An 18,969-nucleotide genomic window follows, 5' to 3' on the forward strand; every position below is an offset into this window, starting at 1 on the left:
TGGGATTTTTTTTGTATGCATTCAGTGCGGTTATCGCATAGTTCATCTGCTCCGTCATTTTTTGTACGATATTTTGTTCGTTTAATTGATTATCCTGTGTAAGTAAACCAGTTAATACTTGACCCTCATTGATAAATTCTTGGTGACTTTTAATGATTGTAGCATCTTCTACCTTCTCGTTTAGATTAGTTAACATTTTTACTGATTGGTCGGTTAAAAGAGTGACTAGTTGCTCGCCTGTATTGATCCATTTTGTGAAGCTTTCAGCTGTTTGCTTTGACATATTACCGTTAAAAGCAGGGATCACATACTCTTTTACATAGGCTTCCATACCGCTTTCTGTTAAGATTTCTTTTAACTTATCTGCGTTTTCTTTTCTTATTGCAATCCCCATAAATACCCGGTAAGGTGCGCTATTTGTTACCACACCTACTTTCCCTTTATTCACAAGCGTATTGATCACATTTTGCGCCCCAGTTTGGTCAGAAAATACCCCAGCTTGAATCATATACATGAATTGCTCTGGAACCAATGCAATAGCTCCTTGATTCTGTTCAGGATTATTCACCACAGAAATTTCATTGATCGGAGGGGTAGTAGGGGCCGCATCACCATTCATCATTGGATAAACAAAATATTGAAGGACGATCCAACCAAATAATAACCCAGTTGCAATGGCACTTACTCCTGCTGCAAACGTTTTTAGCCAAAGTAAATTCGAGTGGGAAGAATTTCTTTTTCTCTTTGAACTATTCCTAGGTAGTAGTTGATCATTATACATTTGGCGATTTTCTAATTGTTCATCAATTTCAATATCATATTTAGGTTTCGAATGTTCTTTTTCCAAGATGTTTTCATCTCTTTTTTCACTTTTCTTTTCGCTTTGCTTTTCGTTTTTTATATTTTGATTTAGTAATTCGATAGGTAATAATAGGGGTTCTGTAGGTTCTTTTTTCGATAGGGTGGGTTTTACACTTGGTATCGTTAGTTCCTTTTCCATATTCCAGGTAATCGTTTCCTTATTTCTTTTATCAAGAGGTTTCCATGCTCTTACATTTACTTTTGGTTTGTCCATCCTCAAACACTCCTTGTCCTAATCTCTTAATCCCATATATATGTATTTAGAAGATTAATAGAACATGGAGAACAAAAAAAGTAGAAAGAAATACACGGACAACGCAGCGCGTTGGATTGTACAAACTTATTTTATTGGATTTGTTTTATTTTCAGGTTTGTAAGTTGGGATGGCTGGAAGGTTTGGAATCAAGTCTTTCATCTCAGGGTAAAAATAGGTATATAACGTTAATTCTGCTGTCAGTTTAGTGCTTGCTTCGCTTTCTCCACTTACTTCCCATTTCCAATTGACTAAATCAATCAATCGCTCCGATTCATAAACATCTTGAATAAAAGCTCTCATTCTATCATAATCTCCCTCTAGCTTTAACTGAATTGCTAGAGTTTGCAATCCATTAGTTGGTTGCTCCGAACTTTTAGCTTGATTTGACTGTCTTTGCATTTCATCCATATTAATCGTGAGTATATCGATATCATTCTTGTCTGCTATTTGATTTAAATACAACAAAATCTGAGGTACCCCTTTATTCGCAGGTAAATGGACAGAATAATTAGTAACTTCCTTAGAGATCGGTTGTTTTTTTATTTTGGCTATTTGATCTGATGTCAAGGTGGATAGTTCTTTTTCTTGCTCAATCTCATTTACGATCTGGTCGATTTGTTTATCTAACCGATTCACTTTATAAAAGTAAAAGCTTCCCATCAATACAAAAAAGGCGAAGAGGAGAAGTAATGCTTTTTTACCTTCATTCATTCTTATAATTCCCCTCCTTTATGGCTAAGGATGGAAGATTAAGATCGATTTGAATTGTAATTTGATAAACGTCTATTTCAGGTGGTTGTATCAACGTTTCTGTAGGTTCCTTTGTTATTGTAAGATTGCTTTCAGAAACCAATATGTCTTGGATATACGTTTCCTGTGTCGTTGTTTCCTGTGTGTTAATAAAATTAGCTTCCTTTATCCATTCGATTTGATTTAACCATTGAATATATTGTCCCACTCTTTCTAATGAATGAAAATAACCGATCATCTCTATTTTCCCATTATTTTTCCAGCTCATGCTAATAATATTTCCATCTTTTGGTAATTTTTTGCTAATCTCATCTACTAATGATATCCAATTGATATGAGCCGAATCTAACTGTTTTATGGTTTCTAAATAAAGAGCAGGCAATTGACGTTCTTGCCTCAATTGATTTAATTGATTTGTAGAAGCCTTACGTTCTTTTTTTAGTTGCTCTAATATCTGCGTTTGACTCGTTAACTGGTTAGATTTACTCCAGATTTGTAGCCCTACAAAGGAACTATAGACAATGACAATCAAACCTATTACAACTGCTATCGGCCAAAGAAATTTTTTAGTTGTCGGCACCTGTGGTAATAAATTAATTTCCATGGCCATGTCTCACCTCTTTAAAAAGCATACCAGCAGCCACTTCATATCCCAATAATTGTTCATTAGTCATAGGAACATTGATTTGTTTAGGCTGACAAGTCAACTGATGAACAGTAACATCAATTCGCTCTTGTAAGTATTGGTAGAAACTATCCGTAAAAGGAAGATCAGTAGCAATCCAACATCCTTTCATTCGTTTGTCCCTCTTGTTTAAGGTATATTGGAAGAAATTGATGGCCCGCTCTATTTCATTTCCTAAGTCGAAGACATAGGATTGGTAATTCTCCTTCTTTTGAATTCTTTCCAACAAGGTTTTTGCATCCAAAACTTCTTCAACCGACAAATCAGATAAAAACGATGTAATAACCATGGGAATATGCCGAGTAAACCAAACAATTCCTTCATCTAAGATATGAATATCGATGCCTTCTTTTGTTACATATGACAGAAGGATCGGTTCATCCTTTAGTTGTGGATGTAGCTGTTTAAACAAACGATAAAGGCTTAAGGCTGGAATATCGATGATTTTTGCTTTCAAACGGTTTTCTTGCAGCCCTTCAACCAGTGGATAAATGAGTTGACCTGGTGCAGCTACTAATACGACTTGGGCAGCCAATTCCCCTTCTTCATTCAATATTGGTTCTTTTGTTTTTATTTTTACTAGGTCTATAATCGGTTGTTCAAACGGAAGATGGATAGTACTCCCTATTTCGAATTGTACCATTTGCTTTAAATCTTTTTCTTGCACGTCAGGCAAAGTAAGCTGTCGGACAATAATGAATGAACTTGGAATCACAAGATGTACCGATTTAGCTTTAATCTTATATTGTTTTACTTGAGTTTTTAACAACTCCGTCCATTTCTTTTTATCTAGTATCCCACCTTCATCTACGATGGAATTTTCTATGGAAAATACTTGATGAACGGTAGAGATTTCCCTTTCTATTATCGAAGCTTCTAAAAAACGAATCTTGTGCTCTTCAAATACAATCGATAATAGCCGTTGTTTTTTTGAAAAAATATTTCTCATGTTGATCCTACCTCCTCCCCGTCAAAAACAATATCTTGTTCAAATGATAATAAAATGCTTAATCTACTTTCCAGCTTATAATGCTTAGACCCTTTACCTTGTACCCTTTATTCCAACCATTGTGGTTTCCGTTATCATTGCCTTCATCTTGTATGTTTTCTTTGTCTTTATCTTTTTCCTTCTTTTGTTTGTCAATTTCATCAAGCCACTTATACCAACCATAATGGTTGCCATTTGTCGCGGTGAAATCAAACTCAACAGTGATCTTTGTGGAATAAACTAGATTGCCGTTTGTCGCCGTTCCTGTGGAAATTAAGTGTTCTCCATCTTGAACGACTTGAAACTCTAATTTTATCTTATCTTCAGATAATATCGTATCAGTTAACGGGAATTCAGAGATCGTATCACGGTTTTTAAGTCCTATTTTCTTACCGTTCCCATTCTCATTCCCATTTCCATTATTATTTTTCTCACCATCTACTTCATCTTCTTCTTGTCCAGCAAATAGACCAATAAGATCAATTCCCCTCGCTATCCCTGCCTCTGCAGCGTAATATGCTTGCATTTTTAATTCTTCTTTTAATACATTTTGATGATGTGTAAATAAAACATATAGCAAGCTTGTCCCTAATATACCAATGATCGTTGTGAATAATAGGACCATGATGAGTGCAGAACCATTCTCTTTATTCAATTGATTCTTGATTTGGCACATGGATCTCATCCTTAATTCTTTTTATCATCTACTTGAGAAAAAATGGTTATTTCAATAGGAGCAGATTGATTTTGATTCAGAAATTCTATTGAAAGGTTAACACCTATTCTGTTCCCTTGTATTCTTTTTACAACTTGAAAGGAAGAAACATCTTTCAACAAGGTAAGTTCAGAGTCTTTCATTTTGATTTTTTTCGTAACTTGATCATATTCAATTGAAATGGATGGTTCAATATTTTTTGTAATCGTGACTGATATGGCATTTCCTAAGAAATCTGTCTGAATAGTTATGTCACTAGCATCTCGGACTTGATTGGAAAACCATTGAATAAAAAAAGCGGACTCATCATTTTTAAAAGAGCCTTCATTGATTTCTTTATGACTTTTTAGAAAGTAAAGTTGAACAGAAGAGATCGCCAAAATAATCACACTTAGGATCATAATCACAGCTAATAGTTCAATTAATGTAACCCCTTTTTGATTCCTAAAGTATTTTCTCATCATTTTGGATCCCTTACTTCTGTCATTAAAAAGGTCAAACGTTGATTTGGATCAATATTTTGCCAATAGACACTTACTTTGATTTGATCCAATTTCGATTGATTATTTTTACTTACTTCTACTTGTGTTTTATATGACTCGTCTGTATAAACCCCAGCCATTTTTGAATCGATCTTTGCTTCTTCCATATACTTTTGAGCAAGCGAAATAGCTTTTACTTTTCTTAGATCATCGATGTAGGAGGAATAACTATACCCCAATAGCTGAAAAACAGGAATAATGATGATTGCTAAAATAGTAATGGCAGCAAGTAATTCAATCAGGGTAATCCCCTTTTGATTCTGTATATATTGATTTTTCAAAGGTACTACCTCCTTTTGAATTGTTAATATAACCCAAGATACCACTGCCAGATTTGATTTCCAAGGAAATAAGTAATCATTGTTCCAATAAAAATAAAAGGTCCAAAAGGAATCAATTGCTTTTGTTTTACAACCCCTAATAACATCAGGATTCCACCAATCACGGCACCGATTCCTGTCGACAAAAAGAGTGCCAGCAAGGTGTTTTGCCATCCTAAGACCAAGCCAATGAGGAAGAATAACTTAATATCCCCACCACCCATTCCACCTCGACTTAAAATAGCAATTAGTAAGAGTAACCCTCCACCTAAAACTGCGCCAATCCAATAATTCCAAATCGATAATGGATGAATCCAAAAACGAAGAATCAAAAATAAGGCGATCCCAAAATAAGTAATACGGTTAGGAATCACTTGATACTTAAGATCGCTTAAGGTAGCGGCGATCATGATCATAGCAAAAGGATAAGCGATGATAAGCTCCTTAGAAAAATCAAAAGAAAACTGAATCAAAAAAAATAGAACAAGAGTCAAAAGCTCTCCTAATGGATAAATAGGAGAAATCTTAACCCGACAATATCGACACTTTCCCTTTAACCCGATGTAGCTTAAAACAGGAATTAAATCTAGTACAGATAAACGATGTTGACAAGATGGGCAATGGGAAGGTGGATAAATAATCGATTCATTTTTGGGTATGCGTAAAGCGACTACATTTAAAAATGAGCCGATAAATAAGGTTAAGAGAATATAGATTGTCCAAAATAGTAAATTCATAGAGATCCCTCGATTTTTAAAAAATAGGGAAGTGCCAACTCAGGAAAGTTGGCACCTGAAGATAATTGAGTATAAGTTTATTTTAGTTTGCAGTTACAGTCACTTTTCCATTAGAATCAATTGTAGCACTAAAATTAGTCTTACCTTTTTCTTTTGGTACGGGAACTTCTTTTAAATATCCCTTGTCAACTAATACACTTAATTGAACCGGTTCAGTTTCTGAAGTTGGAGTTGTAATGTCTCCCTTAATAGCTGCCCTTTGAACAGCATCTGCTATAATTGCTATTGATGCTTCGTCAGTATTCTTGCCAGCATCAGAGATCTGATTAACAACTACCGGAACAGCCACTGCTGCAATAATACCTAAGATCACAATAACAGCCAGTAACTCAATTAAAGTAACACCGCGTTGATTCTTTACATGTTTACGTATCATTTCTCTCATGGTTCTCACCTCCCATTTCTCTTTTTATCTTTACATAAAAGTATTAACTTTGTTGTGGCCACTGAGGATCGCACTCTCGGCCACACTAACTCCCAATCAGATTATAAATTCCAAACATCGGCATAATGACAGCCAGTATTATTGTACCGACAATCACCGTTAAAAAAACGATCATCAATGGCTCAATCAATGATTTTAATTGGTCTGTCATCGTTTCTACGTCAGCTTCATAAAAATCCGCCACTTTATTCAACATTTCATCAATCGAACCCGTTTCTTCTCCAATCGCCATCATATGTGTTAATAATGGTGGGAAAAGCGGATTTTTTTTCAAAGGTTCGTGTAAAGGATTGCCTTGGCGCAAATGGTCTCTTGCATCGCGAATTGGTTTTGCAATCGCTTCGTTATTCACCACTTGACTCACCATCGTTAAGGCCTGAAGAATCGGTACGGCACTCGCTAATAAGGTACTAAAGGTTCTTGAAAATCTGGATAAAGCCGATTTTTGCATCAACTTACCAAATACAGGAATTTTTAATTTCGCATAATCTAAATAGTATTTCCATTTCAGGTTTTTACTAACCATATATAAAGAACCAACGATAAGAAGAACAAATCCGATCAGCATATACAACTGATGGATAAAAAAGTTACTGATTCCAATCACAATCCTCGTTGGGAGTGGAAGCTCCGCACCAAAATCGGCATACATATTCACAAACCCTGGTACTACTTTAATTAGTAAAAAGATGGTTACGAGAACGGCAAAGATACTGACCACTGTTGGATAGGTTAAAGCCGATTTTACCTTTTTCCTTGTGTTACTCTCTTTCTCTAAAAAAATGGCAACACCATTTAAAGTTTCATCTAAATTCCCGGAAATTTCCCCTGCTCTTACCATGTTGATGATTAAAACAGGAAAAATTTTAGGGTGGTTGGAAAGTGCTGAAGAGAAGGTTTCTCCATTTCGCACATCTGCTTCAATTTGTCGTAGGATTTTACGAAATTTTTTGTTTTCTGTCTGTTCAGTTAAAACAAATAAGGCATCAATAATTGTAACCCCTGCTTTGATTAAGGTAGCTAACTGTCTAATGAATACTACTAATTCTTCCACTTTGACTATTTTTCCAATTTCAATTTCTCTTTTTAAAGCATTGGTTCTCGATTTTTTAATTTGTAGAATATAGAAGCCTTGATTTTTTAATTCCATAATCGCCATATCTCGTCGATCGCTTTCGATGGTCCCATTGATTCGATTTCCTTTTCGATCAACGACTAGATATTGAAATTGGGCCATCCTTCTCACCTACTTATACATTCCAATTAAGTACTACTTTTTTTGCTATCTCATCATTAATTTTCCCTTGTGCAACTAATTGCTTTAATGCCATATCCATCGTTTGCATACCAAACCCTTTTCCTGTTTGCATCACGGTTTTAATTTGATGAACCTTTTCCGTGCGTATCAGATTGGCTACTGCAGGTGTATTCACCAAAATCTCCATTGCCACCACTCGACCTTTTTCATCAATCGTTGGTATTAGCCTTTGTGAGATGATTCCTACTAAAACCGATGCAAGCTGAATACGAATTTGTGATTGTTGGTAGGCAGGAAATACATCGATGATTCGGTCGATTGTATTCGCTGCATCAGTCGTATGTAAGGTAGCAAAAACCAAATGGCCTGTTTCTGCTGCAGTAATAGCAGTTGAAATGGTTTCTAAATCTCTCATTTCTCCTACTAAAATAACATCTGGGTCTTGACGTAAGGAGGAGCGCAATGCAGTTGCAAAACTAGAAGAATCAACACCGATCTCACGTTGGTCAATTAAACTTCTTCCATGGCGGTGTAAGTATTCGATCGGATCCTCCAACGTAATAATATGCTTATCTTGAGTCTGGTTAATCAGATCGATCATGGATGCTAAAGTTGTTGATTTTCCGCTACCTGTTGGTCCTGTTACCAAGATTAACCCCTGCGGTTTTTCAATAAAGGTTTTCAAGATTGGAGGAGCCCCTAATTCTTCTAAACCAGGAATTTTGGTAGGAATGACGCGCACAGCCAAACTTATTGTCCCTCTTTGTTGATAGGCATTGATTCTAAATCTTGAGATACCAGGGACTCCATAGGAAAAATCTAATTCTCTCTTTTCTAAAAACTCTTGGTATTGGCTTTCTGTTACAATTGATCTTAAAAAATCTACCGTGTCCGTAGGGGTTAACACAGTATCCCCCATCGAAACGAGTTTCCCATGAATGCGAAAGGTAGGTTTTGCCCCTACTGTAATATGTAAATCAGAAGCTTGTCGTTTAAATGCTTCTAGCATTAACTCTTCAATCGAATACATATCGATTCACCTCAATCATTCATCGTCGCCCTCATTACTTCTGAAATCGTAGTTAGCCCCAGGCGTACCTTTTTCAGTCCATCTTCGACCATCGTGACAAAACCCTTTTCTTTAAAATACTCTCTATAGGCTGAATCGGGCTTTTTCTCTACAATCATTTGTTTCATTTGCTCATCTAATTCTAACAATTCATGAATGGCAATTCTACCTCGATATCCAGTACGATTGCATTTAGAACAGCCCCGTCCTTTTAATAGTTTGGGCTTTTCTATATGATATTGATCAAGTAACAATTGTTCCTCAATAGTTGGCCTATATTCTTCTGCACAATCGATACAAACCCTTCTAACTAGCCTTTGGGCAACCACGCCACTTACAGAAGAAGAGATAAGAAAGGGCTCTATTCCCATATCGATTAACCGAGTCATACTTGATACAGCATCATTGGTATGTAATGTACTTAAAACCAGATGTCCTGTTAGTGCAGAACGGATTGCCATTTCTGCCGTTTCTGTATCACGAATTTCCCCAACCATGATAATATTAGGATCTTGACGTAAAATAGATCTTAAACCTTTAGCAAACGTTAGTTCAATTTTTTCATTTACTTGAACTTGGTTAACTCCTTGCAGTTGATATTCCACAGGATCTTCTACAGTGATGATATTTACATCGTCATGATTTAATTCATTAAGTGCTGCATAGAGTGTGGAAGTTTTCCCACTACCAGTTGGTCCTGTAATTAAGATCAATCCATATGCTTTTTTAAACATTCGGCGAAATTTTTGTGCATGCTCTTCTGTAAAACCAAGTTGTTCAATGTGTTTTACTGCTTGACTTAAATCTAATAATCTTAAAACTACTTTTTCACCATTAACGGTAGGAAGAGTAGAAACCCTAATATCTATGGTACGATGGTCAATTACCATTTGGATACGGCCATCTTGAGGCAGTCGTTTTTCAGCAATATTAAGGTTCGCCATCACCTTTAGTCTTGCTGTTACAATTGGTTGCATATGTTTGGATACCGTTTGTTCCGTACGAATGACGCCATCGACACGAAAACGAATCCTTAATTCATGATCTGTCGGATCAAAATGGATGTCACTTGCTTGTTGCTGAACGGCATTTTGAATAATTTGATTCACCATTCGACGAATCGGTGCATCATCCGATTGATTCTCTTCATCTTCATCTTCCTCTTTTGGAAGTTGTTGCATAATCTCTTTTACTGTTTCCTGCATCCCGTAATAGCGATCAATCGTTTTTGATAATTCATCTTTGGTTGCAATCACAGGTTCAATTTGAAAACCGGTGGTCATTCTCAAATCATCAATTGCATAATAATCTAAAGGATCAGCCATGGCAACAGTAAGTTTATTTCCTTTTTTTTTAATTGGAATAACTTGATAACGAATAGCTAACGATTCTGGAATAATCTGGGCGATTGAGCGATCGATCTGATATTTATATAAACTAACGTGAGGGATTCCTAATTGGAATTCTAATACTTCGATCAATTGTTGTTCTGTAATAAAACCATTTGTAATCAAGGTATCTCCTAATCTTTTTTTGGTTTGCTTTTGGATCTTTAATGCTTGCTCTAACTGCTCCTGTGTAATTAGACCACTTTCTACTAAAATATCTCCGATCCGTTTTTTTGCCATAAAAAGTATCCACCCTTCAACCCTCGGAATAGGACTATTGAACTATAATTCTTAATCTTTATATATTCGTTAAAAGGAGTCGTTTCCCTGCAATGATTCAATTGTTAATCAAGGAAATTTTTTTAAAAAACTGTGGCAAAAGGAAAGACACCCTTCACAACAAGAAGGATGCCTCATTGGTCACAATCATTCGATTTCTTTTTTCTTTCTCTTCCAAACCTCTGCCAGTTGGGAAGCTACCTTCCAAATATCTCCTGCTCCCATCGTTAGGATCAGATCATTTGGTCTTGATGATTCAACTAAATAGTCGAATACTTCTTCTTTTGTAGGAAAAAATTTCACGTTTCCATTACTGTTTTGGCGGATTAATTCCACCAATTTTTGAGCATTAACCCCTTCAATCTTATTATCACCCGCAGGAGAATAGATATTGGTGATGATTACTTCGTCTGCTTCTGCAAAAGCACGGCTAAATTGATCTAAAAGGAAAAAGGTACGTGTATAACGTTGAGGTTGAAATACAGCTACAATTCTCTTTTCAGTTGCTTTGGCAGCACTAATCGTCGCTTGAATTTCTGTAGGATGATGGGCATAGTCATCAACAACTGTCATTCCATTATATTCCCCAATCACTTGGAATCTTCTTTTTGCTCCTGTGAATTCATGTAAAGCCCGAGCAATTCCTTCAAAGGAAATGTCTGCTTCAAGACCAACAATCAGGGTAGCCATTGCATTTAAAATATTATGTTTACCAGGAATTGATAATTGCACTTGCCCTAACTCTTTTCCATGATAAACAGCAGTAAAAGAAACCGTTCGATCAACAAAAGTAAGCTCTTTTGCATACATATCTGCCTTTGGATCAAATCCAAATGTGATCACTTTACCTTTTAAGTCTGGAAGAAGCTCTTGTATGTAAGAATCATCGTAGCACACGACAGCGATCCCGTCATGTTTAACTTGATTAAGAAACTTGCAATAAGCTTCTTTTAAATTATCAAAATTTCCATCATAGTTTTCTAAATGATCGGCTTCAATATTGGTTACAACAGCAATTGATGGAAAGTATTGCAGAAAAGTCCCATCGCTTTCATCGGCTTCAGCAACCACATATTCACCTTTCCCAGCTTTAGCATTACTGCCAATATTCAAAACCTCTCCACCGATTACAAAGGTTGGGTCTAATTGATTATATTCCATGACTAAAGCTATCATTGAGGAGGTTGTTGTTTTTCCATGAGCTCCAGCAACAGCAACCCCTTTCTTTTCATTTAAAAGTCTTGCCAACATTTCAGATCTGTGAATAAGAGGAATATTCTGTTTCTCCGCTGCTAGCAATTCGACATTGTTTTTTGGGATATCTGTGGAATAGACAACTAATTCCGCACCGTCAATATTGGATTCGTGATGGCCAATAAAAATATTTGCTCCCCTAGCACCTAACTTATCTGTTAAATCCTTACGAGTGACATCAGAACCGCTTACTTGATATCCTAAATCAAGCATGACGCGAGCAATGGCACTCATTCCATAGCCACCAATCCCAATAAAATGAACATGTTGTGTTTTATTCACCTTATTCACCAACCTTCAATTCTTTTCACGTTCGTTTAAAAGAAATCGACGAACATCAGAAATCATATACAATGACCCAGTAATGATCACTAGATCATCAGGGTCAGCCATTTGAATCGCCCGATCAACAGCTTGTTGCCAATTAGAAATCTCTATCACTTCTTTTTGTTGATCAATAGAATGAATCTTATTTCTTACGTCTTCTGTTTTTGCTGCTCTTGGAAAATCAGGTTCTGTCACAATCAGCAGATCAGCAATGGGAAGTATCGCTTGATAAAAGTTGCTAATCGCTTTATCTGCTAAAATCCCTGTAACCATGATACAGCGCTGATAAGAAAATAGAGAAATGGTCTCTGCTAAGCTTTTAGCCCCTTCAGGATTATGAGCACCATCGATCACGATTTTAGGCTGTTCAGAAAGCACTTCTAATCGGCCTGGCCAAAACGTGCTTTTCATCCCTGAATAAAATGCCTCTTCATCTATATAGAAAGCATAGAACTGCCGCAAAACATCTAATGCCATAAGTGAGACAGCCGCATTTTTCACTTGGTGTGGGCCTAACATCCTAATTTGAATCTCAGGCATGGTCAAAAAAGGGTCTGTAAAATCAAAGGAACTTCCCTCTTGATTTATTTTATTGGCAGTAAAAGTAAAGTGTTCATTTAACTGATAAATTGGGGCTTTTTTAGACGCAGCCATTTCCTTGATCACTTGTAAAGCCTCTTCATCTTCAACCCCGGAAATAACAGGAACACCTGGTTTGATAATCCCCGCCTTTTCCCATGCAATTTCTTTGATGGTATCTCCTAATAGATTCATATGATCGTATCCCACATTAGTGATCACAGATACAATAGGGTGAACCACATTGGTGGAATCTAGCCTTCCTCCAAGCCCTGTTTCCCAAACCACTACATCAGGATAAGCTATAGTCGCAAAATATTGAATAGCAATCGCTGTTACCACTTCAAACTCAGTTGGCGCCCCCAATTCCAAATGGGAGAGCTCTTCAGCTAAAGGGATCACCTGATTTAAGGTCTTAACTAAGTCCTCGCCTGAAATATCCTTGCCATTTACTTGAATTCGATTGGTAAATTCAATTAAATAAGGAGAGGTAAAGGTACCTACTTTATAACCAGATTTCCTTAAGACTTGGCTAATAAAGCTTACTGTTGACCCTTTACCGTTCGTCCCTGCAACATGGACAAATTTAACCCTTCGTTCAGGATGGTCTAATCTCTCTAACATCCATTCCATACGATCTAGTCCTGGTTTAATCCCTAATGTTTTTAAACTGTGAATCCATTCAATTGCTTCTTCCTTTGTTCTCACTTTACCTAACCCCATGACAATCCACCACTCTCAAAATATACTATGACATTTTTAGCTCTTTGATTCTTGCTAATACTTTGTCTCTTTTTTCTAGATAGTCTTGCTCTTTTTCTTTTTCTTTGGCTACAACGTCAGCAGGTGCTTTATCTACAAAACCTTTATTAGCTAATTTCTTTTGAACTCGTTCTACTTCAAAATTAAGGGTCTCTAATTCTTTTTCCAATCTGCTTATTTCTTGACTAATGTCAATTAAGCCAGCTAAAGGCAAGTAAATCTCTGCTCCTGTCACGATGGCGGACATTGCTTTTTCAGGTGAAGTAACCTCTGTAGAGATTTCTAAGGTTTCTGGATTACAGAACTTTTTAATATATGAGATTCCTTTGAGTAAAATCTCTTCATTGGTTTTATTCACTGGTTTAATGAGAAGCTGAATTTTTTTACTTAATGGCACATTGACTTCTGCACGGATATTACGAACAGAGCGGATCACATCCATTAATAATACCATTTCTTTAGCTGCTTGTTCATTAACAAATTCTTCACGATATTCTGGCCAGCTTGCTAGAGTAATACTTTCCCCTTCATGTGGAAGGTGTTGCCAAATCTCTTCTGTAATAAATGGCATATAAGGGTGTAACAAACGTAAGGTACGATCTAAGACATAGGTAAGAACCGATTTCGTCGTTTTCTTCGCTTGCTCATGGTCACCATATAAAGGAAGTTTGGCTAATTCAATATACCAGTCACAAAATTCATCCCATATGAAGTTGGTCAACATTCTTCCAGCCTCACCAAATTCATATTGTTCTAACAGTCTTGTGACATCTTTTACTGTTTCATTAAAACGATGTAAAATCCATTGATCCGCAGACGTTAATGTACCTGATAAATCAATATCTTTTACAGAAAAATCGCCTAAGTTCATGATGGTAAAACGGGAAGCATTCCAAATTTTATTTGCAAAATTGCGGGCAGCTTCTACCCTTTCAAAATGGAATCTTAAGTCTTGCCCAGGCGTACCCCCTGTTGCCAGCATGAAACGTAGGGCATCTGCACCATATTGATCAATCACTTCGATTGGATCAATTCCATTTCCTAAGGATTTGGACATTTTTCTTCCTTCACTATCACGAACCAAGCCATGAATATAAACATCTTTAAATGGATTTTCTCCTGTAAATTCTAGGGCAGTAAAGATCATTCGTGCTACCCAGAAGAAGATGATGTCATATCCAGTTACCAATACATCTGTTGGGTAAAATCTTTGTAAATCTTCCGTTTGCTCTGGCCACCCCATCGTCGAAAATGGCCATAAACCAGAACTAAACCAAGTGTCTAAGACATCTTCATCTTGATTAAGAAGGGAATTGCCACAGTTTGAACATGATTTTGGCTCTTCCATTTGGACGATTGTTTCGCCACAATCTTCACAGTACCAAGCAGGTATACGATGACCCCACCATAATTGTCTGGAAATACACCAGTCGCGAATATTTTCAATCCAATTTAGATAGATCTTTTCAAAACGTTCTGGTACAAAGTGAACACCATTACCGCTTTTTTGTTGTTGAATTGCTTTTTCTGCCAGAGGCTTCATCTTCACAAACCATTGGGTAGATAAATAGGGTTCAACAACCGCCCCTGTTCGTTGACTATGTCCAACAGAATGAAGATGTTCTTCAATTTTAAAAAGAATCCCTTGTTCCTGAAGATCTTTGACAATTTGTTTACGACATTCAAAACGATCCATGCCTTGATATTTTCCAGCATTCTCGTTCATATGTCCTGATTCATCCATCACTAAAACCTGTGGAAGTTGATGACGTAAGCCAATTTCAAAGTCATTCGGATCATGGGCAGGTGTTATTTTTACTGCACCACTTCCAAACTCTTTTTCAACATATTCGTCTGCAATAATTGGAACCTCACGGCCTGTAATAGGTAAGACTACCGTTTTGCCGATTAAATGTTGATAACGTTCATCATTTGGATGCACAGCAACCGCAGTATCCCCTAACATGGTTTCAGGACGAGTAGTGGCAACGACAATATGACCACTTCCATCCTTCAGTGGGTATTTCATATGATATAATGCACCCATGATTTCTTTATATTCTACTTCAATATCTGATAAAGCGGTTCTTGCTTCTGGATCCCAGTTAATAATATATTTTCCACGATAGATGAGTCCTTTTTCATAAAGACTAACAAAAACCTTACGAACTGCTTGGGATAAGCCTTCATCAAGGGTAAAACGCTCTCTAGAATAATCTAAAGAGAGTCCTAATTTGGCCCATTGTTCATGAATTCGATTAGCATACTTTTCTTTCCATTCCCATGCGTGCTCAAGAAATTTTTCCCGACCAAGATCATAGCGGCTAATCCCTTCTTCTCGAAGCTTTGCCTCTACTTTGGCTTGCGTCGCTATTCCAGCGTGATCTGTTCCTGGTAACCATAAAGCGTCATATCCCTGCATTCGCTTCATCCGAATGATGATATCCTGTAAAGAGAAGTCCAATGCATGACCAATATGCAACATCCCTGTCACATTGGGTGGTGGAATCACAATACTATAGGGTTGTTTTGATGTATCTTTGCCTGCTTTAAAAAATTCGTGCTCTAACCAATATTCATACCACTTTTTCTCAATATCCTTCGGATCGTATTGAGTTGGGATTTGTAATTCAAGTTGTTCAGCCATTTATTTTCCTCCTATTCATAATACCCATAAAATATAAAAAACCCTTTCCATCCCAAAGGACGAAAAGAGTTTGTTTTCGCGGTGCCACCTTTGTTCATGAAACACAACTAGCTTAGACCTAGGTCTATTTGTGTGTTCATGCACTCAATCAGTAACGGTTGATGATCCGGTCCATTCTACATCATTTCAAATGGACAACTTCAGGGCGACCTTCAGTAACTTCTGCCTTAGGAAACCTTACAGCTAATGGTTTCCCTCTCTTGAAGGTAAGGTTACTTACTCCTCCCTTTCATGGTTATTCCTCTATTTACATGTTAACCGACAAAATATTTAACTATATTGTAATCACAACAAAAGATAAAGTCAAATTTCTTTTTACAATTATTCTATGAAAGTAGGTCATTGGTTGTTCATGAACTCATCTTTTAATATACCCATATAGATCACATCCCAAAACCTACCATGACGGTAAAGCTGCTGACGTAAGCGTCCCTCTTCTTTAAAACCGGCTTTAAGATAAGCTCGATGTCCCCTTTCATTAAATTGATAATGACGTAACACCACTTTGTTTAAGTTCATTTCCATAAAAGTGAAGTGAAGTAGCGTTTTGATTGCATCAGTTCCATAACCTTTACTTAAGTGCTTCTGATCGCCTATCACAATTCCTAATTCAGCGACTCGATTCCGCCAATCGATATGATGTAAGCTAATATGGCCGATATAGGATTCCTCTCCCTCAGGAAGATCTAGTGCATGGATAGAAAAGTGTTGATCTGTTTTTGAGGGTTGTTGAGCCTGATCCCCAAAATTCTTGGATAACTCCATTGGCATAGGAAGGGTACCCCATTGCAAATTTTCCGTAATGTGAGGATCATTAAACCATTGGTTAAATAATGGTGCCTTTTCTGGATCGATGGTCTTAAGCTGAACTCTCTTTCCTTTTAAAAGGTTTTCCATCTCTCTTCATCCTCCTTTTGGTAGCGTTCAAGGTACTCTTCTCGAAGAATAGACATCATCACTTCATCGTAAAATTGACCATTGCGGTACAAAAATCTTCTTCTTCTACCTTCTTCAACAAAGCCAAGCTTTTGATAGCTTTTGATCGCTCTTTCATTAAAAGCATAAACCCCTAATTCAACTCGCTGTAATCCTAATTCTTGAAACCCTATATAGAGACATAAACGAAAAGCCTCTGTTCCATATCCTTTCCCCCAATAATCTTTATCTCCTATAAAAATCCCTGCGATTGCCCATTGATTTTTCCAACTAATAGAATGTAACCCAACACTTCCAATCATTCGATCATCTGCTCGCGTATAAATGGAAAAGACAAACTTATCATCCTGCTTTAAAAGGTTATCGTACCAACGATGTTCCTCTGCAAGCGTCTTTGGAAAACGTGTTTGTGGTGATAAATATTGGGTGACTTCTGGATCATTCACCCATTCTAGGTATTTGGATAGATTTTCTCTTTCTACCGCTTTTAATTGAACCAGCTTTCCTTTTAACATCATAACCCTCCCCCTTTTTTATTTAATTCTTTATCATGGTAAAACAAAAAAGACTCGTTCCTGATAAGTTCACCATTGGAACTTACCGCACGAGTCTTTTATCCCCACGGTGTAGCAAAAAGCTTGGAATCGCTCGGACCTGTCTTTGCCTTTGCAAACGGAACCCTAGTTTCCCTTCCATTGTTAGAAATTATTATATTGACATTTATATCGCATGTCAATATAAAATTGGAATATTTTTTAAAAGTTCTGATATTAACCAAATGGATCTTTACTACATAAAGTATAGAAGATATAAAATAGGGTAATTGCTGATTAAGGAATATACAAACCCAAATGATAACGTAAAGGATGTGTGGTCATATGGATGGGTTGAAAAGGTTTCGTTTAATCCTTCGTACAATCCTCTTTCCTCTTATTGTTTTGCAATTTTTGAGAACCTTATTTTTCCCGACTCCGTTTGATGTGTTCATTTTATTCATTCTTTTCATTGCTTATATTGGTTTTATGATGAATATTATATAAATTGTTGGTCAATAAACCATATGATTTCTTTCATTTGACCCCAACGAATCTGAAGTTTTTTTAAATACTGTTCTTCTAATCCATACTGTTGCTTTTCCTCGTATTTTTTTGCTAAGGTGAAAATTCGTTCTGGAAAAAAAAGGTATATTGCTAATAATTTCTTTTCCGGTTCTGTCAAGGAAACAATTTTTTGATAGCGATCAAACCACTCTTGCGCCCAAAAACGGTGTTCTTTGTTTAAAATATATTTTCGGATAAAATTAGCCAAATCTCTAACAGGCGTATCAAGACTTACATGGTCAAAGTCAATCAATACCATTTTACCATTTGGTTTAAGTAGCATATTCCGATGATGAAATTTGCCGTGGCAGATGGTTTTCCGTAAATCACCAATCGAGTTATATTGTATGACCCATTGAGTTAAATGTTCTAAAGCTTCTTCAGACCATTCCTTGAGAAATGGTAGATAACTTAAAAAGACATGTTCAAAGGTGGTTAAAGATTCTTTTCTCGTTAATTTCTTTTGGTATTTTTTTAACCACTTTAAGCGTTCTTCCCATGAATTGCGAAGATACGTTTCATCAACAAAATGATAAGAAAATGGTTCGGGGTTATATTCAAACCCCAGCTTATGAAGATGAGCCATCACCTTTACCATGATCAAGAAATGAGGCCGATGATTTAAAGTTAAGTGTTCACCTTCAACCCACTTTGTCACATAAACAATCCCATTTTTGACTGGTACAAACGGTTCAGCAAATTTATTAGAAACAATTGTAGAAGTATTCCATCTATGTTCCTGTAAGAATTGTAAAATCTCATTCATCCGTATGGCTTGCGACCCACTCATATTTGCTTTTTTAACGGCAAAAACACCTAGTTGGGTTTCTATTTTCGCTACTGAACCATACCATTTTATCTGACTTACCTGAAAATCATACTCATCGATTACGTGGGGATGTATATCAAATTCAAACCATTCTTGGGTAAGGACCATGATATGCTCCTCCC

The 18,969-nt window shown here is 36.6% G+C and carries 18 protein-coding genes and 1 other annotated feature; all 18 genes read right to left on the reverse strand.

Annotated elements, in window-relative coordinates:
* Positions 1 to 1,075, reverse strand: a 1,075-nt coding sequence (locus BEN26_RS04150) for an SPOR domain-containing protein (protein WP_181482188.1), incomplete at its 3' end; no start/stop codon positions are given.
* 126 nt (positions 1,076 to 1,201) lie between these two features.
* Positions 1,202 to 1,828: a type 4a pilus biogenesis protein PilO gene (pilO, locus tag BEN26_RS04155; protein ID WP_069797297.1), complete on the reverse strand. Its 627-nt coding sequence runs from the start codon at positions 1,826 to 1,828 to the stop codon at positions 1,202 to 1,204.
* Positions 1,821 to 2,477 (reverse strand): PilN domain-containing protein, encoded by a 657-nt coding sequence (locus BEN26_RS04160; RefSeq protein WP_181482189.1) that lies wholly within the window; start codon positions 2,475 to 2,477, stop codon positions 1,821 to 1,823. Before BEN26_RS04160 ends, pilO begins: the two co-directional genes overlap by 8 nt.
* On the reverse strand, positions 2,461 to 3,501 hold the full coding sequence (gene pilM, locus BEN26_RS04165) for a type IV pilus biogenesis protein PilM (protein WP_069797301.1): 1,041 nt from the start codon (positions 3,499 to 3,501) through the stop codon (positions 2,461 to 2,463). The genes BEN26_RS04160 and pilM overlap by 17 nt, the downstream gene beginning before the upstream one ends.
* Before the next feature lie 58 nt (positions 3,502 to 3,559).
* Positions 3,560 to 4,216 (reverse strand): pilus assembly PilX N-terminal domain-containing protein, encoded by a 657-nt coding sequence (locus BEN26_RS04170; RefSeq protein WP_069797303.1) that lies wholly within the window; start codon positions 4,214 to 4,216, stop codon positions 3,560 to 3,562.
* A gap of 11 nt (positions 4,217 to 4,227) precedes the next feature.
* A complete protein-coding gene (locus BEN26_RS04175) occupies positions 4,228 to 4,716 on the reverse strand; it encodes a prepilin-type N-terminal cleavage/methylation domain-containing protein (protein ID WP_308789519.1) in 489 nt (162 codons plus the stop codon).
* Entirely contained in the window at positions 4,716 to 5,078 is a 363-nt protein-coding gene (locus tag BEN26_RS04180) for a prepilin-type N-terminal cleavage/methylation domain-containing protein (protein WP_068723067.1), read from the reverse strand. The genes BEN26_RS04175 and BEN26_RS04180 overlap by 1 nt, the downstream gene beginning before the upstream one ends.
* A 23-nt stretch (positions 5,079 to 5,101) precedes the next feature.
* A complete protein-coding gene (locus BEN26_RS04185; protein ID WP_069797307.1) occupies positions 5,102 to 5,854 on the reverse strand; it encodes a prepilin peptidase in 753 nt (250 codons plus the stop codon).
* 82 nt (positions 5,855 to 5,936) lie between these two features.
* Entirely contained in the window at positions 5,937 to 6,299 is a 363-nt protein-coding gene (locus tag BEN26_RS04190; RefSeq protein WP_068723065.1) for a competence type IV pilus major pilin ComGC, read from the reverse strand.
* 85 nt (positions 6,300 to 6,384) lie between these two features.
* The gene (locus BEN26_RS04195; RefSeq protein WP_068723063.1) at positions 6,385 to 7,596 is read right to left on the reverse strand and encodes a type II secretion system F family protein; all 1,212 of its coding nucleotides are present in this window, start codon (positions 7,594 to 7,596) and stop codon (positions 6,385 to 6,387) included.
* Positions 7,597 to 7,609: 13 nt separating this feature from the next.
* A complete protein-coding gene (locus tag BEN26_RS04200) occupies positions 7,610 to 8,647 on the reverse strand; it encodes a type IV pilus twitching motility protein PilT (RefSeq protein WP_069797308.1) in 1,038 nt (345 codons plus the stop codon).
* An 11-nt stretch (positions 8,648 to 8,658) separates the two neighbouring features.
* On the reverse strand, positions 8,659 to 10,314 hold the full coding sequence (locus BEN26_RS04205) for a GspE/PulE family protein (RefSeq protein WP_069797310.1): 1,656 nt from the start codon (positions 10,312 to 10,314) through the stop codon (positions 8,659 to 8,661).
* 186 nt (positions 10,315 to 10,500) lie between these two features.
* The gene (gene murC / locus BEN26_RS04210; protein ID WP_069797312.1) at positions 10,501 to 11,889 is read right to left on the reverse strand and encodes a UDP-N-acetylmuramate--L-alanine ligase; all 1,389 of its coding nucleotides are present in this window, start codon (positions 11,887 to 11,889) and stop codon (positions 10,501 to 10,503) included.
* Between the two features lie 15 nt (positions 11,890 to 11,904).
* Positions 11,905 to 13,236, reverse strand: coding sequence for a bifunctional folylpolyglutamate synthase/dihydrofolate synthase (locus BEN26_RS04215; RefSeq protein ID WP_069797314.1), 1,332 nt, complete (start codon positions 13,234 to 13,236; stop codon positions 11,905 to 11,907).
* A 25-nt stretch (positions 13,237 to 13,261) separates the two neighbouring features.
* The gene (locus BEN26_RS04220) at positions 13,262 to 15,922 is read right to left on the reverse strand and encodes a valine--tRNA ligase (RefSeq protein ID WP_069797317.1); all 2,661 of its coding nucleotides are present in this window, start codon (positions 15,920 to 15,922) and stop codon (positions 13,262 to 13,264) included.
* 52 nt (positions 15,923 to 15,974) lie between these two features.
* Positions 15,975 to 16,224, reverse strand: a binding site (T-box leader).
* Positions 16,225 to 16,321: 97 nt separating this feature from the next.
* On the reverse strand, positions 16,322 to 16,879 hold the full coding sequence (locus BEN26_RS04225; RefSeq protein WP_069797319.1) for a GNAT family N-acetyltransferase: 558 nt from the start codon (positions 16,877 to 16,879) through the stop codon (positions 16,322 to 16,324).
* Positions 16,864 to 17,433, reverse strand: coding sequence for a GNAT family N-acetyltransferase (locus tag BEN26_RS04230; protein ID WP_068723052.1), 570 nt, complete (start codon positions 17,431 to 17,433; stop codon positions 16,864 to 16,866). Before BEN26_RS04230 ends, BEN26_RS04225 begins: the two co-directional genes overlap by 16 nt.
* A gap of 517 nt (positions 17,434 to 17,950) precedes the next feature.
* Positions 17,951 to 18,955, reverse strand: a complete 1,005-nt coding sequence (locus BEN26_RS04235) for a phosphotransferase (protein ID WP_069797321.1) — start codon at positions 18,953 to 18,955, stop codon at positions 17,951 to 17,953.
* Positions 18,956 to 18,969: the final 14 nt, after the last annotated feature.

The sequence above is a fragment of the Tepidibacillus sp. HK-1 genome (assembly GCF_001748485.2).
Taxonomy (GTDB): Bacteria; Bacillota; Bacilli; order Tepidibacillales; family Tepidibacillaceae; genus Tepidibacillus_B; species Tepidibacillus_B infernus.

Coding starts and splice junctions, on each gene's coding strand:
- pilO (WP_069797297.1), bottom strand. CDS start 1,828: ATGAATGAAGGTAAAAAAGCATTACTTCTCCTCTTCGCCTTTTTTGTA.
- BEN26_RS04160 (WP_181482189.1), bottom strand. CDS start 2,477: ATGGCCATGGAAATTAATTTATTACCACAGGTGCCGACAACTAAAAAA.
- pilM (WP_069797301.1), bottom strand. CDS start 3,501: ATGAGAAATATTTTTTCAAAAAAACAACGGCTATTATCGATTGTATTT.
- BEN26_RS04170 (WP_069797303.1), bottom strand. CDS start 4,216: ATGTGCCAAATCAAGAATCAATTGAATAAAGAGAATGGTTCTGCACTC.
- BEN26_RS04175 (WP_308789519.1), bottom strand. CDS start 4,716: ATGAGAAAATACTTTAGGAATCAAAAAGGGGTTACATTAATTGAACTA.
- BEN26_RS04185 (WP_069797307.1), bottom strand. CDS start 5,854: ATGAATTTACTATTTTGGACAATCTATATTCTCTTAACCTTATTTATC.
- BEN26_RS04190 (WP_068723065.1), bottom strand. CDS start 6,299: ATGAGAGAAATGATACGTAAACATGTAAAGAATCAACGCGGTGTTACT.
- BEN26_RS04195 (WP_068723063.1), bottom strand. CDS start 7,596: ATGGCCCAATTTCAATATCTAGTCGTTGATCGAAAAGGAAATCGAATC.
- BEN26_RS04200 (WP_069797308.1), bottom strand. CDS start 8,647: ATGTATTCGATTGAAGAGTTAATGCTAGAAGCATTTAAACGACAAGCT.
- BEN26_RS04205 (WP_069797310.1), bottom strand. CDS start 10,314: ATGGCAAAAAAACGGATCGGAGATATTTTAGTAGAAAGTGGTCTAATT.
- BEN26_RS04215 (WP_069797314.1), bottom strand. CDS start 13,236: ATGGGGTTAGGTAAAGTGAGAACAAAGGAAGAAGCAATTGAATGGATT.
- BEN26_RS04220 (WP_069797317.1), bottom strand. CDS start 15,922: ATGGCTGAACAACTTGAATTACAAATCCCAACTCAATACGATCCGAAG.
- BEN26_RS04225 (WP_069797319.1), bottom strand. CDS start 16,879: ATGGAAAACCTTTTAAAAGGAAAGAGAGTTCAGCTTAAGACCATCGAT.
- BEN26_RS04230 (WP_068723052.1), bottom strand. CDS start 17,433: ATGTTAAAAGGAAAGCTGGTTCAATTAAAAGCGGTAGAAAGAGAAAAT.
- BEN26_RS04235 (WP_069797321.1), bottom strand. CDS start 18,955: ATGGTCCTTACCCAAGAATGGTTTGAATTTGATATACATCCCCACGTA.